We start from the raw sequence: 20484 nt of genomic DNA on the forward strand, positions 1-20484 counted from the left end.
GAATTTTCTGGCTTGGGCTACTCTGGTCGCTTTCATATTTCAAGGCGACCAGCTGAAATAGTTCCCCAAACTGTTTCACTCCACTGGACAAGTTACGACATGGAGTACAGGCAGTCGATACTACTGCCTGTGCGGAATTAGTAAGGTTAGTAGGTAGTCCGCCATAGCGGCTACCGTACTACATCAAGTCCATTAGATCTTAGATGTGATTCCAACGTTACGACATGGAGTACAGGCAGTCGATACTACTGCCTGTGCGGAATTAGTAAGGTTGGTAGGTAGTCCGCCATAGCGGCTACCGTACTACATCAAGTCCTTTAGGACTTAGAGGTAGTTCCAACGTTAATCCACAAACTCAAATTCAAATTTTCCTATACGGACGATATCCCCATCCTTGGCTCCACGCGCTCGAAGAGCTTCATCAACACCCATGCCACGTAACTGGCGAGCAAATTTCATGACTGACTCATCGCGATCGAAGTTCGTCATGGTAAAGAGTTTTTCCAACTTGTCACCAGATAGTATCCAACTTGCATCATCTGCACGACTGATTTCAAATTCTGGTTCATCAGGATGAAAGCCATAATATGCTTCTTCCTCTTGAAAGTCAGCTTCATCATAGAGCAGGAACTCTGGTGTTTTTTCAAGTAATTCTGCTGTTGCTTCTAGTAGATTTTCCAAACCTTGGTGAGCAATACCAGAAATTGGGAAAATCTGTGGCAATTCGTCAAATTCATCATAGTTGGCTGCCAATTTTTTCTTAAATTCTTTCAGATTTTCCTCTGATTCCGGCATGTCCATCTTATTGGCAACGATAATCTGTGGACGTTCCATGAGGCGAAGATTGTAGGTTTCCAATTCGTTGTTGATGGCCACGTAATCTTCATAAGGATCACGACCCTCACTTGCTGACATGTCCAAAACATGCAAGATAACACGTGTCCGCTCGATGTGACGAAGGAATTGCGTTCCCAATCCAACACCTTGACTAGCACCCTCAATCAAACCTGGTAAGTCTGCCACAGCAAATGACTCGCCAGATTTGGTCCGAACCATTCCCAAATTTGGCACAATGGTTGTAAAATGGTAGGCACCAATTTTAGGTTTAGCTGCTGTAATAACACTGAGAAGCGTTGACTTACCAACTGATGGGAAACCTACAAGACCTACATCAGCCAACACTTTCAATTCTAATTCAAGATTACGCTCCTCACCTGGTTCTCCATTTTCAGAAATCTCTGGTGCTGGGTTCTTAGGTGTCGCAAAACGAATATTTCCACGACCACCACGACCACCGTGGGCAATAACAAATTCCTGCCCATTCTCAACCAAGTCTGTGATAATTTTTCCTGTATCAGCATCACGCACAGTTGTTCCTTGCGGTACACGAACAACTAAATCTTCCGCACCACGACCATGCATGCCCTTGGTCATTCCCTTTTCGCCATCGTCAGCCTTAAAGCGACGGTTGTAACGGAAGTCCATTAGGGTACGCAAGCCTTCATCTACAACAAAGACAACATTCCCACCATGACCACCGTCACCGCCCCAAGGACCGCCATTTGGTACATACTTTTCACGACGGAAGGCAACCATTCCATCGCCTCCCTTACCTGCCTTGACCTTAATCTTAGCAGTATCTAAAAACATACTCATAATTAACCTATTCTTTCCTAGAAAAAAACGCTTAATAGCGTTTTATATCCTGTATTCACAAACAAAGTGCTAATAAATAAGAAACCATTTTTAAGGAATCGATCTCGTTTTTTTAAGAAATACTGACAGTATCTTGAAAAAACTAACCTTGAGTAGCTTAAAAACTAGCCTTAGATAGAAGAGCTGAACTGTGAATACAGTTTCTTAATTCATCAATGCATTGATTGCTGGTAAAATCAAGCCTGCTAATGTCACGACTACCATCACGACAACAATTACTAAAGTAACTTTTTCAAATGTTGATTTCTTGTGTTTTTCTTCACCAAAAGCCATTGCTTTCTCCTTATTCAGTCATTGATAGTTTATTCTAACACATTATGGGAATGTTTTCAAATCTCATCCTTTGAAGAAAGGCTTTCTTTGACTTTCTCCGCCACCTTATAGGGAACACCTACATCTGCAATTTCTTGGACACTTGCCAATTGGATTTTTCCAATTGATTTGAAGTGTTTCATCAATGCCTGCTTTCGTTTTGGTCCTAAGCCATCAATACCATCCAATTTAGATGAGAAAGAATTTTTAGACCGGACCTGACGATGAAACTCAATGGCAAAGCGGTGAACCTCATCCTGAATCCGATGCAGGAGGAAAAATTCCTGTGAATTACGAGGCAACTCAACTACTTCCAACGGATTACCAAAAAGCAACTCATGAGTCTGGTGCTTGTCATTCTTCTGCAACCCTGCAATTGGTATAGACATGCCTAATTCCTGCTCAATCACCTGCTTGGCAATATTGACCTGCCCCTGACCACCGTCAATGATAATCAAGTCAGGCGGCGTTAATCCGTCCCGCAGTACCCGACTGTACCGCCGCTGCAAAACTTCCCGCATGGAAGCATAGTCATCTGGCCCTTCCACCGTCTTAATCTTATACTTGCGGTATTCTTTTTTATTAGGCACCCCATTTTCAAAGACCACCATGGCCGACACAGGACTGGTCCCCATGATGTTGGAGTTATCGAAAGCCTCAATCCGCACAGGCGTCGGAATCCCCAAAAGCTGACCGATATTCTCCACCGCACCGTAGGTCTTCTCCAGATTTTTCTCCAAAAGATTAAACTTCTGCTCCAGACTAACACGCGCATTCTTGGTAGCCAGATTGATGAGTTGCTTCTTCTCGCCACGCTGAGGCTTGATGACCTTAGTATCTACCAGTGCTTCTACGGCTTCTTGGTCAATATCCTGCGGTATCAAGACCTCAGAGGGAATCAAATGTTGTTGGTCCCTGTAAAACTGACCGATGTAGGTCAAAAAGTCTTCGTCCGCATCATTATAATATGGAAAAAGATTGACATTCCGCTCAATCAATTTCCCCTGACGAACAAAGAAAACCTGCACACACATCCATCCCTTGTCAACATAGTAACCAAAGACATCCCGATTCTGCAAATCATGAGCCATCACCCGTTGCTTGGTCCGCAAGGTTGAAATAGATTGAAGAATATCACGATATTCCGCAGCTCTTTCGAATTCAAGATTGGCTGCAGCAACTTTCATTTTTTCTTGCACCTGTCTAACAATCTTATCATCATGACCTGTTAAGAATTGAGCAACTTCCTTACTCATCTTATCATAATCAGAAAGACTAGGCATCTTGTCCCCGTGGGCCAAACATTGGCCCAAGTGATAATACATACAGTACTTGTTCTCAGGCAATTTGCACTTGCGGAAAGGATACAGACGCTCCAATAGTTTGAGGGTCTGGTTAGCCGCACCCACATCTGGATAGGGACCAAAATACTGACCACCATCCTTTTTAATTTGCCGTGTAATCATCAGCCGTGGATGACGTTCTTTGGTAATTTTGATAAAGGGATAGGACTTGTCATCCTTTAACATGATGTTATAGCGAGGCTTGTTTTCCTGAATCAGATTGATTTCCAGTAAGAGTGCCTCGATATTGGAATCTGTTACGATAAATTCAAAATCAGCAATTTCAGATACTAAAGCTTCAGTCTTGGTATCATGGGCCCCACGAAAATAAGACCGCACCCGATTGCGCAGGTTTTTGGCCTTGCCTACATAGATAATCTTTCCGTACTTGTTTTTATGGAGATAGCAGCCAGGACTATCTGGAAGCAACTCTAACTTATGTTTAATGATTTCGTTCATAGGATAATTATATCAAAATCAGAAATAGTAAGTCTATTATTGATCATCAAACTGATTCATTCTCAAATTCTTTAAAACAGCTGTATGGTCACTACCTAACAAAAAATAATTGATTTTGTATTAATAAAGTAGTATAATAACATTAAAAATATAAATATGTTTATTCTTTTACACTTCTAAAATGGCTTTACGATCCATTGGTTTACTATTCGATGACTAAAAGAAATGCCATTTTAAAGCATGTAGAATAGGCAAGCCTAGGGAAATATGAGGAGCAAAATATGATACAATTTGACCACGTTACAAAAGCATATGGCGAAACCCTTGCACTTGACGATCTTAATTTAAGGATTGAAAGCGGAGAGATTTTCGGTTTGATTGGACACAATGGTGCTGGAAAAACAACAACGATCAGTCTATTAACCTCTATTATTGAAGCGACTGAGGGTCTCGTCTTAGTCGATCAGTTAAATTTAGCTGAACACCGCAATGCCATTAAAAAACGTATCGCTTACGTTCCAGACTCTCCAGATATCTTTCTCCACCTAACTGCATACGAGTATTGGAATTTTATGGGTAAAGTCTACGAGGTCCCTCAGAATTTGATTGATGAACGAATCGGCAAATTAGGACAACTGTTCGATATGACAACTCGTCAGCACGAAACCATTGACAGCTTTTCTCATGGTATGCGGCAAAAGACAATTATCATTGGCGCGCTTATTTCCAATCCTGATATTTGGATATTGGACGAACCATTAACTGGACTGGATCCACAGGCTTCCTTTGATTTGAAACAGATGATGAAAGAACATGCAGCTGCTGGCAATACCGTCTTATTCTCAACACATGTTTTGTCTGTTGCAGAACAATTATGTGACCGTATCGGTATTTTACGAAAAGGCCGCTTGATTTTTCTTGGAAGTCTTGACGAATTGAAATCACAATATCCAGATAAAGATTTAGAAACAATTTATCTGGAATTAGCAGGACGCCAACAAGATAAGGCAGGTGAGGAAGTATGAAGAAGTCCATCATCTGGGAATTGATTAAAATTAATATTTTATATTCCAACCCACAACTGCTGGCCTCTGTCAAAAAGAAACAGAATAAAAAGAAAAATGCATCATTTTCAGCCTATAAAAGTATCCTACGGCAACAAATCTTTATGATGATCATGTTCGCCTTTATTTACACTATTTTCTTTTTAGGCGTAGATTATTCAGAATCAGTCGGATTTTTCTCACTCCAACTTTCTATCTTTGCCATTATGTCGATTGTCTATGGATTCACTGGATTTTTCTCAGTGTTCTACGACAGTAAGGATACAAAATTGTACCTCGCTTTACCACTGCGTTCACAGGACGTATTCATCGCAAAAGTCTTGTCTGCACAAGGCATGGTTCTACCTTTCCTCATGCCCTGTCTTTCTCTTTTATCAATTACCTATTGGCAAATTGGAGGAGCTCCTGCACTCATTGCTGTTCTACCATCATTTATCGTATTGTGGCTGTTCATAAACATTATCAACTTGGTCCTTTTGCATTTTATCGGTCAAGTATTGCGTAAAAGTTCACAAAAAACCATGATTTCAACAATCCTGATGACAGTGTCTACGCTCATTGCGATTGGTGCAATGCTGTTTCTTCAATCTCAACAAGTTGTTTCTTTAGAATCTAATGGGTTTGTCAACTTTCCAATAATTCCAATTTTTGTAGGATTTCATTACATCGTCAGCCAACCTTTATCACTAGGAACTGCCATCAACTTCCTACTACCGCTCGCAATCACACTTGGCTTAGTATACTATATCGTAAAAGAGATAATGCCTCACTATTTCGATCAGTTATTAGAAATTGATGCGGTTTCTGGACAAACCCGCAAGAAAAAACCTGCAAAACTACCAAGTAATTTACAAAAAGCCTTGGTAAAACACCATCTATCTACATTGAAAGATAGCAACTTGTTGGTTCAAAGTTTTGTCCAGCCTGTTGTGATTGGTTTTGCTTTGTATCCTAGTGTCTCACGATTTGCTAATGACGGAGGATTGAGTACACTATCACCTGATTATTTTGGCATTGCTATGTTAATCGGTATCCTATTAGGAAGTATGTTTGCCGGTGCAACAACATTTTTAGGAGTTGCAATGTCCCTAGAGAAGGAAAATTATCATTTTATCCGTACATTACCTCTCTCCTTTAAACAATTTACTATTCAAAAATTTAAAGTCATCGCATTTGTACAATTCCTACTTCCAACTATTTTATACTTCACCTTAGCCTTTGTGCTATTTAAAGTTCACCTTCTTTTATCCATTTTCTTTACAATAGGGCTTCTACTTTCTGCCCTATTGGTTGGCCAGATTTACTATTGGCGCGATCAACGACTATTAGTTCTCAATTGGCAAAACAGCAATCAATTATTTGGCCGTGGAAGTGGGCAATGGCTGATAGCTGGAAGCATCCTCTTGACCATGATGGTTGGTGCTATCTTAGTCACTATCAGCATCATTGTCGCAAATGCCTATAATGCTGTTTATGTTAGTGCAGCTCTACTAACCCTTATTTTGGTTGCAGCAACCTTACTCCAAGTATTTCTTCACAAGGCATATTGGAGCAAACTACCGCAATAAGAAAGACAAAATAGATTATAAAAACGACACAGCATGTTCAGACTGTGTCGTTTTGAATTGTTATTATTCTTGTTCTGCGTAGTATTCCTGACCATAATTTGCAACTTCAGCATTCACTTGCCATGAAATACCAAATTTATCCGTTACATTGCCATAGGCTGGTGACCATGGAACTGCTTGAAGTTCCATATTAATGGCTTTCGCATCTACTGATAATTTGTCATAGAAATTCTTAGCAGTTTCTGCGTCATCGGTAATCAAGGCAACAGTGATGTTATCGCCTACTGAATAAGGCATTTCTGGGTTGTTGTCTGACAACATGAAACGTTGACCATTCGGTAAACGGAATTGTGCATTCATAACAAAATTTTCCAATTCTGCTGGGCAATCTGGCAAGAAATCTTTGAATAAATTCACTCGTTCGATAGATGCACCGAGCGCCTCTTTGTAAAACTCAATAGCTTCCAAACCATTACCGTTTGTTACCAAATATACTTCCATTGCTTTAAGCATGATGGACCTCCAACTGTTTGATGATTCATTATAACACGAGTGAATCATACGGACAAATCTTTGGTCTCGGTCTTAAATTTTTATTTTGATAAGCTTATTCTTGGTAATCGCCACCAGGAACACCATAATATTCTTCTAAGGTTAAACCAGATTGATAAATTTCCGTTGCTTCTTGACCAATGTAGCGAACATGCCACGTTTCTGCAATATAGCCAGTACTACTTTCCTTTCCTGGTTGATAGCGTACTATAAATCCGTACAAATGCGCGTTTTCTGCTAGCCATTTTGAAGCTGTCGGTTCTTCTAACAAATTACCTGCAGAATCCAACAAATCAAATGCTAAACCAGTTTGGTGCTCACTATAGCCTGGTCGAGCAGAATAAGTGTCTGCTGCAGCCTGTCCTTCTTGATTTACATAGGATTGGTAGAGTGTAGCCTGGGTTTCATAAGACCGGAAGCCACTGTAATTATTTGAAACATCAAATCCTTTCGCTTGCATGTCTGCAACTAATTGCTGAAAAGCAGCAAGAGCTTCTGGATTTTCCCCTGGTGCATAGTCTTTCGCAAGAGGGTGTTTCTTATTGGCAATAACTACTTCACCATATTTCCCTTGAACACTATAATAAGAACCATTGAAGGTTGCCTTTGTGGATGTTCCTGTTTCCGAACTACTAGAAGAGGATTCAATCGTTTCTTCTCCCGTTGAAGAGCTCTGAGCAGAGCTACTAGTTGTCTGAGTTTGAGACTCAGTAATTTCAGTTGATGTTGAGGAGCTTACTTTAGTAGAATTACTCTGCTGGCTACAACCAGCTAATACTAAACAACACACCATTCCGAACATGTATTTTTTCATTTTTTTATCACACTTCTTTCATTCATTGCTTACATTGTAACAAAAATAGGAAATAAATTCTAATATTTGTGATAATCAATCGTTTCGATATAATGATACCAAGGTTTCTGTTTGTTCAGATATTGCAATAGAATATAATTTAGATAACTAAGTAGATAGATTTTCCACTCATTGAGTAGCTGCGTTAACAGATGTTACACCTTCATGGAAGTATGAAGCTGTACCTTCCCAAGCAACTTCAGCAATCACCATGTTATCAAAATCAACCGAAAGTATTTTAAGGAACTTTAAAATATAATCTTTACTGCTGAATCCGAATTGACTAAAGTAGATAAAAAACTTCCTTTGGTTATACAAATCCCTTCACTCTTTTATATAGTAAGAAAGCACGGTTTTGCTGTCATATCAAAGAAATATAATAACTAGGGTAGCACATCTGATAGCTTCAAAGGATTTAAAAAATGGGAGGACTGACGCATCAGACCCTCCCAGACGTGACTAGCACGCCCCAATTCGACACAACAATAATACCAATAAATCTATTTTTCGTCAAAAATTTGACTTATTGGCTAAATCGACGATTCTCTACAGTATATATTTTTACAGAACTATTATTAGCCAATTAATATTATATTATAAAACTCTTCTATTTTCTGTAAGTTCCTGTAAGCATACAATACTAAACCTCCAAATGATTTAAAATAATTGCTACTACGTCCACAGATTCCTCAAAACTCGTTTCACTGGCATATCTGAATGATTTTTGATAACGAGACCAGAGCTGTTTCTGATAGTCAGAGCTACGTAAAGTAATAATCGATCTCTTTGGTAACTAAAACTCATTTAAAATCAAATGGATATTCTTTCCAACAAAAAACCGCTACTCCGAAGAATAGCGGTTTAATATTGTTTTTAGGCTACTTGAGTAGTTGCTCTCTTATTTAAGAGTAACTGAAGCGCCAGCTTCTTCAAGTTTAGCTTTGATTTCTTCAGCTTCTGCAGTTGCAACGCCTTCTTTAACGACAGCTGGTGCACCATCAACAAGTTCTTTAGCTTCTTTAAGACCAAGACCAGTGATTTCACGTACAACTTTGATAACGCCAACTTTTTTGTCGCCAGCAGATGTCAATTCAACGTCAAATGAATCTTTAGCTTCTTCAACTGGACCAGCTGCAGCAACAGCTACAGGAGCAGCTGCAGTTACACCAAATTCTTCTTCGATAGCTTTAACAAGGTCGTTAAGCTCAAGGATAGTAGCTTCTTTAATTTCAGCAATAATGTTTTCAATGTTCAATGCCATTGTGATTTTCCTCCAATTTAGGTTTTTTTAAATAGTGTGTAGCACTAAGCAGCTACGCTCTGACACATTAAGCAGCGTCTTCTTCTTTTTCTGCAACAGCTTTGACAGCGTATGCAACGTTGCGAACTGGTGCTTGAAGTACAGAAAGCAACATAGAAAGCATGCCTTCGCGGTTTGGCAATGTAGCAAGTGCTTCGATTTCTTCTTTAGAAGAAACTTTACCTTCTACAGCTCCACCTTTGATTTCAAGAGCATCAGCAGTTTTCGCGAAATCGTAAATTGTTTTAGCTGGAGCAACTGCATCGTTTGAGAATGCAACAGCAGATGGACCTACAAACAATTCTGCAAGACCTTCAAGACCAGCTTGCTCAGCAGCACGACGCAAGATTGAGTTTTTGATAACTTTGTACTCAACTTCTGCACCACGCAAGTTACGACGAAGAACTGTATCTTGTTCTACTGTCAAACCACGAGCGTCTACTACAACGATAGATGTTGCAGCTTTCATTTGCTCAGCAACGGCATTTACTAATTCCGCTTTTTTAGCGATAATAGCTTCACTCATTTTTTTACCTCCGTTTTTATTTTGGGCTAGGCACAAAAAAATCGCACCTAAACCTAGACACGAAAGTACAAATACGTTTATAAATCAATAATCGTTTTGTGCCTCGGTAGGATGTTTATGAGTCTAGCTCCCCTACTGTCTTAGGTCAGTTTTTTCAAACCTTATTCATATTACCATACAAATCCTAAGAATGCAAGAACTTTTTACTATTTTTTTCAAATAAATTTCTATTTCTCATTGAAAGGCATCGTTAAAGTCAGCTAGTCATTCACTCTAAAATAGAAAAAAGCTTAAGATCCTGTTGTTGAGTACAGTGACCTTAAGCTATTATTATGCAGGACTTTCACAAATATGGTAACTATATAGGTCACCAGACTGATACTATTTTACTTTTTCTTCTTCGTAATCACCATTTGGACAAACGACTTGTTTACCACCACCACGAACTTTTTTCTCTACGAGATAGTGGTCACATTTCGGACAAGAACGCCCGACTGGCTTGTCCCAAGAAGTAAATTCACACTCTGGGTAGCGATCACAACCATAGAAAAGACGGTTGCGTTTGCTTTTACGTTCAATGACCTGTCCTTGATGACAAACTGGACAAGTCACACCAATTTCTTTAGTGATTTGCTTGGTATTGCGGCAATCTGGGAAATTGCTACAAGCGTAGAATTTTCCAAAACGTCCTAATTTAATGACCATCTCATGTCCACAAACATCACAGTCAAAGCCAGCTGGTTCATCCTTGATTTGGATTTTTTCCATCTGTTCCTCAGCCTTTGATAATTCAACCTTAAATGGCTGGTAGAAACTATCAATGACCTTCTGCCACTGCTCTTTCCCAATTTCAACATCATCCAATTTTTGTTCCATTTCTGCTGTAAAGGTGACGTTTACAATATCAGGGAAGAATTCAACAATCAGTTTATTTACGATTTCACCCAACTCTGTCGGTTCAAATCGTTTCGCAGCAAGCTTGACATAATACCGTTTTTGAATGGTTTCAATCGTTGGTGCATAAGTTGAGGGACGACCTACTCCATTTTCTTCCAAGGTTTTAATCAAAGTGGCTTCTGAATAACGAGCTGGTGGCTGAGTGAAATGTTGTTCAGGAGTTGTAGCTGTTCTAACAACAGTGTCACCCTCCTCCATTTCTGGTAACATTTTATTTTTATCAGCATCATTATAAACAGCCATGTAACCATCAAACTTGATTTGACTGCCATTAGCAGCGAAGATAACGCCATTTTGTCCCAAACGGACACTCATGGTATCAAAGACAGCCGCAGCCATCTGACTAGCAACAAAACGATTCCAAATAAGAGTATAAAGTCGTAATTGATCTTTGTCCAAGTACTTAGCAATCGACTCTGGTGTTAAGTTTACATTTGATGGACGAATGGCTTCGTGGGCATCTTGTGCACCACTAGCATTTTTGACTTTATTGCTATGTTTTGAATACTTAGAACCAAAGCGCTCAGTAATAAATTCAGCAGCTTGCGCCTGGGCAACAGGACTGATACGAGTTGAATCCGTACGCATATAGGTAATCAAACCTTGTGTACCGCCTGTACCAAGACTTACCCCTTCGTATAATTGTTGCGCAACCATCATGGTTTTACGAGTACGGAAGTTGATTTTATTGGCCGCATCCATCTGCATGGTGGATGTTGTGTAAGGCAGAGGCGCATTTCGTTTGCGTTCTTTTCGTTCAACCTGCTGGACAAGAAAGTCATTTCCATCAAGACGAGCAAGTATTTCCTTAACTTGGTCGTTAGTTTCAATTTTGATCTTCTTACCATCTAAGCCATAAAAAGAAGCCTGAAACTTCTTACTACCCTTTTTAAAGGTTCCATCAATTGTCCAGTATTCTTCTGGCTTAAAATTACTGATTTCATTTTCGCGGTCAATAATCAGCTTGAGAGCAACTGATTGGACACGCCCTGCAGACAAACCTTTTTTAACCTTCTTCCATAGAATGGGAGAAATAGAGTAGCCGACAATGCGGTCCAAAACACGACGCGCTTGTTGAGCATCTACTAAATCTAAGTTAATAGCACGTGGTTCTTGAAAGGCATTTTTAACGGCATCTTTTGTGATTTCATTGAAGACAACACGGTTTTTGTCATTTTCATCCAAACCCAATATGTGAGCCAAATGCCAAGAAATAGCCTCCCCTTCACGGTCCGGGTCACTCGCTAAATAGACTTGTTTGGCATTTTTTGCTTCTTTTTTCAATGAATTAATCAGTGGACCTTTTCCCCGAATATTTATATATTCAGGTTCATAATTATTGTCAAAGTCAATAGACATACTCGATTTTTTCAAATCACGAATATGTCCTACTGAAGCAACAACCTTATAATTTTTCCCAAGATACTTTTCAATTGTTTTCGCCTTAGCAGGCGACTCCACAATCACAAGATTTTTCTTGGTTGTTGATTTTTTCTTACTAACTGTTTTTGTAGTCATTCTTTTACCTTACTGATATTGTTAATCTCACAAAGAATATACTATTTTTTAGTCAGTGTCAAGATTTTTATTTTCCTATAGGAAAACTTGTTTTAAAATCGGTAGTCCGAAAGGATGTCCAAGCCTGATGTAATGCACTTTGCTCCTTCCTGTATCAAATGATGACAGCCATCTGATTTTCCATCCACAATAGAACCAGGAATGGCATAAACTTCTCTTCCTTCTTCCAAGGCACGTTCGCAAGTAATCAAGCTACCAGACCGCATTTTTGCCTCACAGACCACCAGACCTTCAACCAATCCGGCAATAATGCGATTTCGCTCAGGGAAATGGTATTTTAAAGGCTGGGCATTCGGTTCATACTCTGTCAGTACTAAATGATGTTTTCCAATATAGTGTTGTAACTCCTTGTTTTCCTTAGGATATACCTTATCTAATCCAGTTCCAATCACTGCAATGGTTTGTCCGCCATTTTTCAAACTCGCAATATGAGCTGCCGAATCAATCCCTCTAGCCATACCACTCACAATGACAAAGCGATTATTGAGTTCTTTGATAATTTTCTGAACAGATTGCATGCCATTTTCACTGGCATTGCGCGTACCTACTACTGCCAATTTTGATTTTTCAAGTAATTCAAGATCACCTTGATAAAATAAGAGAACTGGTGGATTATAAATTTGTTTTAAAGCTGTGGGATAAATATCATCTAAAATTGAAAAAGATGGATACTTATTAAATTCCTCCCGGCAAGCTTTCGTATCTAAATTCTTATAATTTTCCATGAAAAGAATTGGGTTTTTACATTCAGATACAACAGCGACATTCCGTAGAGTTAATTTTTTACCTTGTTTTTCTTGATAGGCCAAAACTTTATTAATATTAAGATTGGACAAGCCTGCTTTTTTCCATTTAAACAATTCAAAATTATTCATTTTCTTCACCTCACTTATACTATTCGCAAGGGAAAGAAAAAATCTCCCAAAGGGAGAATCAGAACGTAGACAAACTCCTAAAAATATAAAAAATTGAAGAAGTTTGCGAAAGATAGCAAGTCATTAAACTCTTAGAAACATTGATATTTCAGCGTTTCTGAGATTTTTTTATTTTCAACATAAAGAAAAAAAATTGAAGAAAATTGTCCAAAATGGACTTTTTCTTCAATCTGAATCTCCCAAAGGGAGAATTAGTGATAAGGTATTTCTTTGATAACACGCGCAGGATTACCAGCCAACACGACATTATCTCCAAAAGATTTTGTAACAACACTACCTGCACCGACAACGACGTTGTTGCCCAAGGTCACGCCTGGTAAGATTGTCACACCACCGCCAGCCCAGAAATTATCACCAATGGTAATGGGTGCACCATATTCTTTTCCTGAATTTCTTTCTTCAGGATCTAAAGGATGTAATGGTGTCAACAATTGAACATTTGGACCGAGCATAGCATTTTTCCCAATTCGTATCGGACAGACATCAAGCATAGTACAGTTGAAATTAGCATAGAAATCCTCTCCGACATGAATGTTGCTTCCGTAATCACAATAGAAATTAGGTTCCATGTAAATGCGATTGCCAGTCTTTCCAAACAAAGTCTTCAAAATCTCCGATCGTTTAGCTCCATCGAGTTCATTATTAAAGACTTGCATCTGTTGACGGGCGGTTTTCCTCATATGTCTTAATTCTGGATCCGCTGCAATGTACAATTGGCCAGCAACCATTTTTTCTCTCTCAGTTTGCATACCCTATCCCCTATTTTTTAACAATCAAGTTGATTGCTTCTTGTAACCGAGCTTCCTGTTCTTCAGGATTATCAGATGGATGCTCAATACAAGCTTGTACTTTTTGAGCAATCACTAACCCCATGATACTATTAATACTTGAACGGACAGCGCTCAATTGAGTCACAATATCAATACATTCTTGCTCCTCATCAATCATTTTTTGGATACCACGAAGTTGACCTTCTGCGCGTTTTAGACGATTTATCATATTCTTTTTTTCTGTTTTCATACTAACTATGGTACAGTTAGTTTTAGGAATTGTCAATTATTATACTTGACAGCTTCAAATATAATTGATATATTTATTATACCCCAGAGGGTATAAAGGAGTAACTATGTTTAAACAAATTTTTTCAGGAATGTTTTCAACAGGAGAAGGCATTCCAATTTCTGCCTTAGAGCAAACACTAACAGAGAATAACACCATTTTACTTGACGTTCGCGAAGAGGACGAATTTATCAATGGTCATATACCACAAGCGAAAAATATGCCATTGAGCCAACTTGATTCTTTCAAAGGTAATAAAGATACACATTATGTTATCATCTGTCAATCAGGTATGCGCAGTCAGCGTGCGACAGATTTTCTCAAGCAGCAAGGCTATCACGTAACCAATATTGAGGGTGGTATGAATGCCTGGAATGGACCAATAAAAGGAGGAAATAAATGAAAATCATTATTGTCGGTGGTGTTGCAGGTGGAATGTCCGCTGCCACACGCCTTCGCCGTCTCATGGAAGATGCAGAAATCATCATTTTTGAAAAAGGGCCTTTTGTCTCCTTTGCCAACTGTGGTCTACCCTATTATATCTCTGGAGAAATAGCTGAGCACGATAGCTTATTACTTCAAACGCCAGAAAGTTTGAGAAATAGATTTAACTTAGATGTCCGCCCCTACCACGAGGTAGTCAACATCAACCCTGACCTTCAAACAGTTACAGTTCAAACATCGAATGGTGAAATCATGGAATCCTATGATAAACTCATTTTGTCACCGGGAGCTAAGCCTGTCATCCCACCACTAAAAGGGATTGCTGAAGCTGAAAATCTTTTTACCTTGCGGAACGTACCTGACTTAGATAAGATTATGGCAAAATTAGAACAAATAAATTCAGGAAAGGCAGTTGTAATTGGTGCTGGTTTTATCGGTTTAGAGATGGCTGAAAACTTGGCCCTAAAAGGACTGACAGTCACTCTAGTTGAGCAAGCTCCTCATGTCTTACCAACTTTTGATTTGGAAATGGCTCGGTACATTGAGACAGAGTTAAGCGAAAAAGGTGTCCATGTGATGACAGGTCAATCTGTTACCGCTTTTCATGATAAGGGACAAATTTTAGAATTGTCTAATGGTCAAACCTTAGCTTCAGATATTACAATTCTTTCAGTCGGTGTTGCACCAGATAGTGAATTAGCAAGTCAAGCAGGAATCGAACTAGGACTTCGAGGGGGCATTCTAGTTGATCAGAACTATCAAACTAGTCAAAAACATATCTATGCTGTTGGAGACGCCATCATTGTCAAACAAGAAATCACAGGTCAGGATGCCTTAATTTCATTAGCCTCACCTGCAAACCGTCAGGGGCGACAAGTGGCCGATGTCATTGCAGGTCTCCCTCGCAAGAATAGGGGTTCAATCGGAACTGCAATCGTTAAGGTCTTTGATCTTGCTGCTGCTTCAACAGGATTAAGCGAACGGGCTGTACAAGCATTAGGTTACAAACATGCCGTTGTCCATACAACAGGTAAAGACCATGCTGGTTACTATCCTGGTGCAACAGACATTGTTCTAAAACTCATTTTCTCACCAACTGATGGTAAAATCTTTGGTGCTCAAGCTGTTGGAAAAAAAGGGATTGACAAGCGAATCGATGTACTGGCCACTGCTATCAAAGCTGGTCTAACTATTTTTGATTTGCCAGAATTAGAATTGACTTATGCTCCGCCATTTGGCTCAGCCAAAGATCCAGTCAATATGATTGGATATGCTGCCATGAATATCGCTGAAGGAATTAGCCAAAACATCCAATGGCACCAGTTAGAGGAAGAGCTCGCTGCTGGAAAAATCTTGCTGGATGTTCGTAATCCAGCAGAGCTTCAAAATGGACAATTCATGGGCTTTCTTCATATCCCTCTGGATCAACTACGTGATCGAATTGATGAATTGGACCCTGCAAAAGAATACATCGTCAGCTGTCACAGCGGACTTCGTTCTTATATTGCCGAACGGCTTTTGAAAGAAATGGGATTCACCGTAAAAAATTTGGATGGCGCTTATTCGCTATACAAAATGGCCTTGCCAGAAAAAATTGTTGTACCAACTTAAGAAAAAAGTATCTGTCATTTCCGAATGCAGATACTTTTTTTCTTGACAATAGAAAAGGATTGTCTTACAATCTAGTTATGAATACTAGATAAGAGAAAGTAAATGATTATGAAACAAACCCTCCCCTACTGGCATGAATTACCTGACTTAGATTTGTATTTGGACCAAGTTCTGCTGTATGTCAATCAAGTAGTCAATTCTCAGGAAAGCCTTGAACAGAAGAGTTTATACTCAATGAAAATCTACAGTAGCCTAGGAAACGAAGCCGATGATAGAACTGGGGTTCATCAAGGCAAGTTGACAAGGGATAATGTTGATTTTCGAAGAGTATTAACTGCTGCAATGATCAATAACTATGTCAAACACAAACAGATTGAAAAACCTGTTAAGAAAAAATATCAAAAACAGCAAGTTGCCCGCTTGATAGCATTGACTATCTTAAAAAATGTCTTTTCCATTCAAGAAATCAGTCAGACCTTAAATCTTCTTCTCCACTCGAACAACTCTGAAACCTTATACAATCATTTTGTTGACTGTATGCGAAATGAGGAGAGCGATGAAACTCCTGACATCATTCGTTATGCCTGCCAGTCTGTTAAACTATATTACAAAACCCGTCAACTCACTATGGAATTAGAAAGGAGTCACCATGAATCCTAGTTTGAAATTAAGCCTACAACTTTCCTTTGGTGAAGAAGTTGCTAATAGTGTCACACATGCGGTTGGAGCTCTATTGATGCTTGCTTTGCTTCCTGTCACAGCTATTCATTCCTTTCAAGATTATAATGTGACAGCGGTAGTTGGCATGTCTATCTTTGTCATCAGCCTATTTCTCATGTTCCTATCCTCTTCCATCTACCACTCCATGCCCTACGCTTCTACTCACAAATACATCCTAAGGATTATCGACCACAGCATGATTTACATTGCTATCGCTGGAAGCTACACACCTGTTGCCCTATCCTTGGTCGGTGGTTGGTTGGGGTATCTAATTGTTGGTTTGCAGTGGGGATTAACTATTTTTGGTATTCTCTACAAAATATTTGCCAAAAAAATCAATGAAAAATTCAGCCTTTTTCTCTATCTCTTTATGGGCTGGTTGGTTGTCTTTATTCTGCCAGCTATTCTGCAAAAGACTGGACTTGTTTTCGGAATTCTAATGCTAGCTGGTGGTTTATCTTATACCATTGGCGCCCTCTTCTACGCCAAGAAAAAGCCCTATTTCCATATGATTTGGCATCTCTTTATCCTACTAGCTTCGGCACTGCAATATATCGCCATTGTCTACTTTATGTTATAAGAAAACAGCTTCTAGAAACCTAGAGGCTGTTTTTTAATGCATTAAACTGATGATCACTCCAATCAGATAAAGGGCTGACACGATGCTCAAAAATACCAAATGCGCCTTTCGGCTCATAACCAAGTACCCAACAAATTCCCGAATGAAAGCATTAAGGCTAAAGTAAAATCTGGTTTTTGCGCCGTAGCCGATACATTTGATTTTCAATTGTCGTGCCAATAGCAGAGCTCTGAAAACGTGATAGTAATTGGTTACAAGTGCAAATCGACTACCAGGTTTCACCAGGGCATAGGAAAATTTCAAGTTTTCCTCGGTATTAGTTGATTGGTTTTCTATCACAATATCTTCCGCAGGAATCCCCTGTTCCAAGGCATAATTAGCCATAGCCTGCCCCTCTGCCAAGAGTTCATCAGGACCCTGTCCGCCTGACATGATGAGCTTGCTACCAGGGTGTTTCTGGTAGATCGCTATGCCTTTTTCAATCCGCGAAGCCAAAAGTGGCGTCACCTTGTCACCAATCAGACCTGCTCCCAGCACCACCACATAATCAAGCTTGCCTGGAAAAAGATTGACCAAATTGACAAAGCTAGACGTGGTATAGAGCATGCTGATGATAATAGCATATGACACCAAAAAACCAACGTAGACGAACAGCATGTTGAAAAAGCTGATGCCTGAAAGGGATTGAACCACAAAGGGAGCGATGAAGAGATAGAAAGTCAGGGCGACTGCCAGTCCCATGGATAGGAAATTATGGAAACGAACCCCTTCTCTCTTCAAAATCTGAAAACCATTTAGATAAAGTGTGAAAAGCAGGACAAATGGACCACTTAACAAGGCTAAAAAGAGCACCATCGCCACAGCTATAGCCAGCAAGCGCAAGATTTCATTGTTTTCGAGAATGCCTGTTGAGATAATCCATGCCAAGGCCCAGACGAGGATGTTCAAGGCAAACAGTGAGATGAAAATCGACCGCCGCTCCCAGAAATAGATGAGAGCAAACAGACTGATAGCTGCTAAAAATAAGCAGAAAAAGACTGTCAAGACTAGTTTCCCCCTGCTACCATAGACTTAATGGGCTCAAAGGTCTTACGGTGAATGGGCGTGATGCCAAGCTTGTTCAAGCCTCCCAAGTGCTCTGCCGTTCCATAGCCTGCATTCTTTGCGAAGCCGTAGCCTGAGAACTCCTTGTCATAATCCGCCATCATCTTGTCCCGCGTCACCTTGGCCACGATAGAGGCAGCTGCGATAGACAGGCTATTGGCGTCCCCCTTGATGATAGAGGTTTGCGATATGGAGGTATCCAACTTCATTGCATCTATCAAGAGGTGTTCAGGCTCTTGGCTCAACTGCCCCAAAGCCTCCAGCATAGCTAACTTGGTTGCCTCGTAGATGTTGACCTGGTCGATGACAGCTGCATCTTTGACGCCCACACCGACTGCTACAGCATGCTCAATTATTTCATTGTAAATAGCCTCGTGCTTGGACTTTGGAATTTTCTTGGAGTCGTTGAGGTAGCGGATTTTGCAACCCTTGGGCAAGATAACCGCTGCAGCCACCACAGGACCTGCTAGAGGCCCCCGGCCGACTTCGTCGATGCCAGCGATTAACTCCACCCCATTTTCATAAAGGGCTTTTTCGTAGAATAGCATAGCTTCTAAGCGAGCGTCTTCTGCTGCTTCTTTTTCCAACTCCTTTTGGCGTTTCTTGATGGCAGCCTGGACCCCTGCTCGCACGTCCTGAGCCAACTCTGCCCAGACAGGGCTGTCTAAACTGTCCACCTGAGCCAGCAGAGCGGTCACTTCCTTAATCGTTGCCATCTAAGTCACTCACCCTGTCTAATGTATAGGTGCCCAAACGCCCGTCTCGAACATCCTTGATAAAGAGGTTGTAAAAACGGTCATAATCATCACGGAAACCCAATTTCTTGGTCCAGTCCATGATGAGTTCAGACGTTTCCTGCTCCAAATCCATGCCCTTGAACCGCTCTTGTAAGCGTTCTGGGTAGTTGGCCTTGAAATAGTCCAAACCAAAAATAGTGACTTCATCCATAGGCAAGAGCTGGTCCTTAATGGCTCCTGTCAGAGCCAACTTAAGTCCAACTTCCTGGTCCTCAAATTTAGGCCAGAGAATACCTGGTGTATCAAGGATTTCAAGATCTTTATTGGACTTGAGCCACTGTTGACCTTTCGTCACACCTGGTTTGTTGCCAACAACGGCGATTTTCTTTCCAGCCAGACGGTTCATAAGGGTGGATTTTCCAGCATTTGGAATACCGATAATCATGGTTCGCAGGGTTTCTTTTTGAATCCCTCTTTCGCGGAGACGTTCAATCTTGTCTTTCATCAGACTCTTGGCTGCGTCGGTCACCTTTTTCACCGTCGCTTGCTCTTTTGAGTTGATGGCAAGGGTACGAATGCCCTGACCTTCAAAGTAGCTCTGCCATTCTTTGGTTCGAACAGGGTCAGCCAAATCGACCTTGTTGAGAATCATGAGCTTGGGCTTGTCACCAACAATCTTAGTCAACATTGGGTTTTGACTGGATAAAGGCAGGCGGGCATCGACCAAAATAGTCACGAAATCAACATGCTTGATGTTTTCCTGCACCTGACGGCGCGCTTTTGACATGTGGCCCGGATACCATTGAATAATTGCCATGTAGTGTAAATCCTTTCCTAGCAAGGGTTTGAAGTCCTTGTGTTGTTTCTATAAAACAATTGAGCCGAACTAAATAGTCAATTATTTTAATGTTTTAAAAGCTTATACTGTATCTTTTCTATTGTACCATAAACTGAGAAGAAATGGGAGAATCAAAAAAGCCATCCACAAAGGTAGATAGCTGATAATTGTTTATTTAGTAATTGTTGAATCTAATGCTTTTTAGCTTGGAGACATAGACAAGTTGTC

General features: G+C 40.1%; 20 protein-coding genes, 1 pseudogene and 1 other annotated feature. Of the genes and pseudogenes, 6 read left to right on the plus strand and 15 right to left on the minus strand.

All coding sequences use genetic code 11. From position 1 onward, the window contains the following. Positions 1 to 342 precede the first annotated feature (342 nt). From obgE to uvrC, 3 genes are all read right to left on the minus strand, one after another. A complete protein-coding gene (obgE, locus tag L6410_RS06025; RefSeq protein ID WP_237395097.1) occupies positions 343 to 1656 on the minus strand; it encodes a GTPase ObgE in 1314 nt (437 codons plus the stop codon). Between the two features lie 204 nt (positions 1657 to 1860). After that, entirely contained in the window at positions 1861 to 1989 is a 129-nt protein-coding gene (locus L6410_RS06030) for a DUF4044 domain-containing protein (protein WP_024388852.1), read from the minus strand. 56 nt (positions 1990 to 2045) lie between these two features. Then, complete coding sequence (gene uvrC, locus L6410_RS06035) at positions 2046 to 3830, minus strand: excinuclease ABC subunit UvrC (protein ID WP_237395098.1); 1785 nt, start codon at positions 3828 to 3830, stop codon at positions 2046 to 2048. A gap of 281 nt (positions 3831 to 4111) precedes the next feature. On the opposite strand from uvrC, the gene L6410_RS06040 reads away from it, so the two are divergent. Then, positions 4112 to 4855: an ABC transporter ATP-binding protein gene (locus L6410_RS06040; protein ID WP_024392262.1), complete on the plus strand. Its 744-nt coding sequence runs from the start codon at positions 4112 to 4114 to the stop codon at positions 4853 to 4855. Next, entirely contained in the window at positions 4852 to 6462 is a 1611-nt protein-coding gene (locus tag L6410_RS06045) for a permease (RefSeq protein WP_160863554.1), read from the plus strand. The genes L6410_RS06040 and L6410_RS06045 overlap by 4 nt, the downstream gene beginning before the upstream one ends. A gap of 63 nt (positions 6463 to 6525) precedes the next feature. On the opposite strand, the gene L6410_RS06050 is transcribed toward L6410_RS06045, so the two are convergent. From L6410_RS06050 to L6410_RS06090, 9 genes and pseudogenes are all read right to left on the minus strand, one after another. Then, positions 6526 to 6975, minus strand: a complete 450-nt coding sequence (locus tag L6410_RS06050; RefSeq protein WP_172018025.1) for a VOC family protein — start codon at positions 6973 to 6975, stop codon at positions 6526 to 6528. A 94-nt stretch (positions 6976 to 7069) separates the two neighbouring features. Continuing rightward, on the minus strand, positions 7070 to 7828 hold the full coding sequence (gene ldcB, locus L6410_RS06055) for an LD-carboxypeptidase LdcB/DacB (RefSeq protein WP_222368432.1): 759 nt from the start codon (positions 7826 to 7828) through the stop codon (positions 7070 to 7072). Positions 7829 to 8507: 679 nt separating this feature from the next. Beyond that, positions 8508 to 8636, minus strand: a pseudogene (locus tag L6410_RS06060) (nucleotidyl transferase AbiEii/AbiGii toxin family protein); the annotation flags it as partial. A gap of 129 nt (positions 8637 to 8765) precedes the next feature. Continuing rightward, positions 8766 to 9128 (minus strand): 50S ribosomal protein L7/L12, encoded by a 363-nt coding sequence (gene rplL, locus L6410_RS06065; protein WP_024392290.1) that lies wholly within the window; start codon positions 9126 to 9128, stop codon positions 8766 to 8768. 67 nt (positions 9129 to 9195) lie between these two features. Then, positions 9196 to 9693 (minus strand): 50S ribosomal protein L10, encoded by a 498-nt coding sequence (rplJ, locus tag L6410_RS06070; RefSeq protein ID WP_024392291.1) that lies wholly within the window; start codon positions 9691 to 9693, stop codon positions 9196 to 9198. Between the two features lie 26 nt (positions 9694 to 9719). Beyond that, positions 9720 to 9856: a sequence feature (ribosomal protein L10 leader region), on the minus strand. A gap of 218 nt (positions 9857 to 10074) precedes the next feature. After that, positions 10075 to 12168 (minus strand): type I DNA topoisomerase, encoded by a 2094-nt coding sequence (gene topA / locus L6410_RS06075; protein WP_237395099.1) that lies wholly within the window; start codon positions 12166 to 12168, stop codon positions 10075 to 10077. Positions 12169 to 12260: 92 nt separating this feature from the next. Next, complete coding sequence (gene dprA / locus L6410_RS06080; RefSeq protein WP_237395100.1) at positions 12261 to 13103, minus strand: DNA-processing protein DprA; 843 nt, start codon at positions 13101 to 13103, stop codon at positions 12261 to 12263. Positions 13104 to 13354: 251 nt separating this feature from the next. Next, on the minus strand, positions 13355 to 13912 hold the full coding sequence (locus tag L6410_RS06085) for a sugar O-acetyltransferase (RefSeq protein WP_237395101.1): 558 nt from the start codon (positions 13910 to 13912) through the stop codon (positions 13355 to 13357). 10 nt (positions 13913 to 13922) lie between these two features. Continuing rightward, positions 13923 to 14183, minus strand: coding sequence for a metal-sensitive transcriptional regulator (locus L6410_RS06090; RefSeq protein WP_024392295.1), 261 nt, complete (start codon positions 14181 to 14183; stop codon positions 13923 to 13925). A 106-nt stretch (positions 14184 to 14289) separates the two neighbouring features. Between L6410_RS06090 and L6410_RS06095 the strand changes: the two genes are divergently transcribed. The 4 genes from L6410_RS06095 to trhA all read left to right on the plus strand — a co-directional run bounded on the left by L6410_RS06095 (position 14290) and on the right by trhA (position 17577). After that, positions 14290 to 14625: a rhodanese-like domain-containing protein gene (locus tag L6410_RS06095; protein ID WP_237395102.1), complete on the plus strand. Its 336-nt coding sequence runs from the start codon at positions 14290 to 14292 to the stop codon at positions 14623 to 14625. Next, entirely contained in the window at positions 14622 to 16277 is a 1656-nt protein-coding gene (locus tag L6410_RS06100) for an FAD-dependent oxidoreductase (RefSeq protein WP_237395103.1), read from the plus strand. Before L6410_RS06095 ends, L6410_RS06100 begins: the two co-directional genes overlap by 4 nt. 108 nt (positions 16278 to 16385) lie before the next feature. Continuing rightward, positions 16386 to 16937, plus strand: a complete 552-nt coding sequence (locus L6410_RS06105) for a DUF1836 domain-containing protein (RefSeq protein ID WP_237396725.1) — start codon at positions 16386 to 16388, stop codon at positions 16935 to 16937. Further along, a complete protein-coding gene (gene trhA / locus L6410_RS06110; RefSeq protein ID WP_024397131.1) occupies positions 16927 to 17577 on the plus strand; it encodes a PAQR family membrane homeostasis protein TrhA in 651 nt (216 codons plus the stop codon). Before L6410_RS06105 ends, trhA begins: the two co-directional genes overlap by 11 nt. 33 nt (positions 17578 to 17610) lie before the next feature. On the opposite strand, the gene L6410_RS06115 is transcribed toward trhA, so the two are convergent. Genes L6410_RS06115 through ylqF form a run of 3 tightly spaced genes read right to left on the minus strand, consistent with a single transcriptional unit; the run spans position 17611 to position 20235 of the window. Further along, on the minus strand, positions 17611 to 18621 hold the full coding sequence (locus L6410_RS06115; RefSeq protein WP_237395104.1) for a YdcF family protein: 1011 nt from the start codon (positions 18619 to 18621) through the stop codon (positions 17611 to 17613). A 2-nt stretch (positions 18622 to 18623) separates the two neighbouring features. Next, complete coding sequence (locus tag L6410_RS06120) at positions 18624 to 19397, minus strand: ribonuclease HII (protein WP_237395105.1); 774 nt, start codon at positions 19395 to 19397, stop codon at positions 18624 to 18626. Next, on the minus strand, positions 19384 to 20235 hold the full coding sequence (ylqF, locus tag L6410_RS06125) for a ribosome biogenesis GTPase YlqF (protein WP_237395106.1): 852 nt from the start codon (positions 20233 to 20235) through the stop codon (positions 19384 to 19386). Before ylqF ends, L6410_RS06120 begins: the two co-directional genes overlap by 14 nt. Between the last annotated feature and the right edge of the window lie 249 nt (positions 20236 to 20484).

Source organism: Streptococcus parasuis, from assembly GCF_021654455.1.
GTDB lineage: Bacteria > Bacillota > Bacilli > Lactobacillales > Streptococcaceae > Streptococcus > Streptococcus parasuis.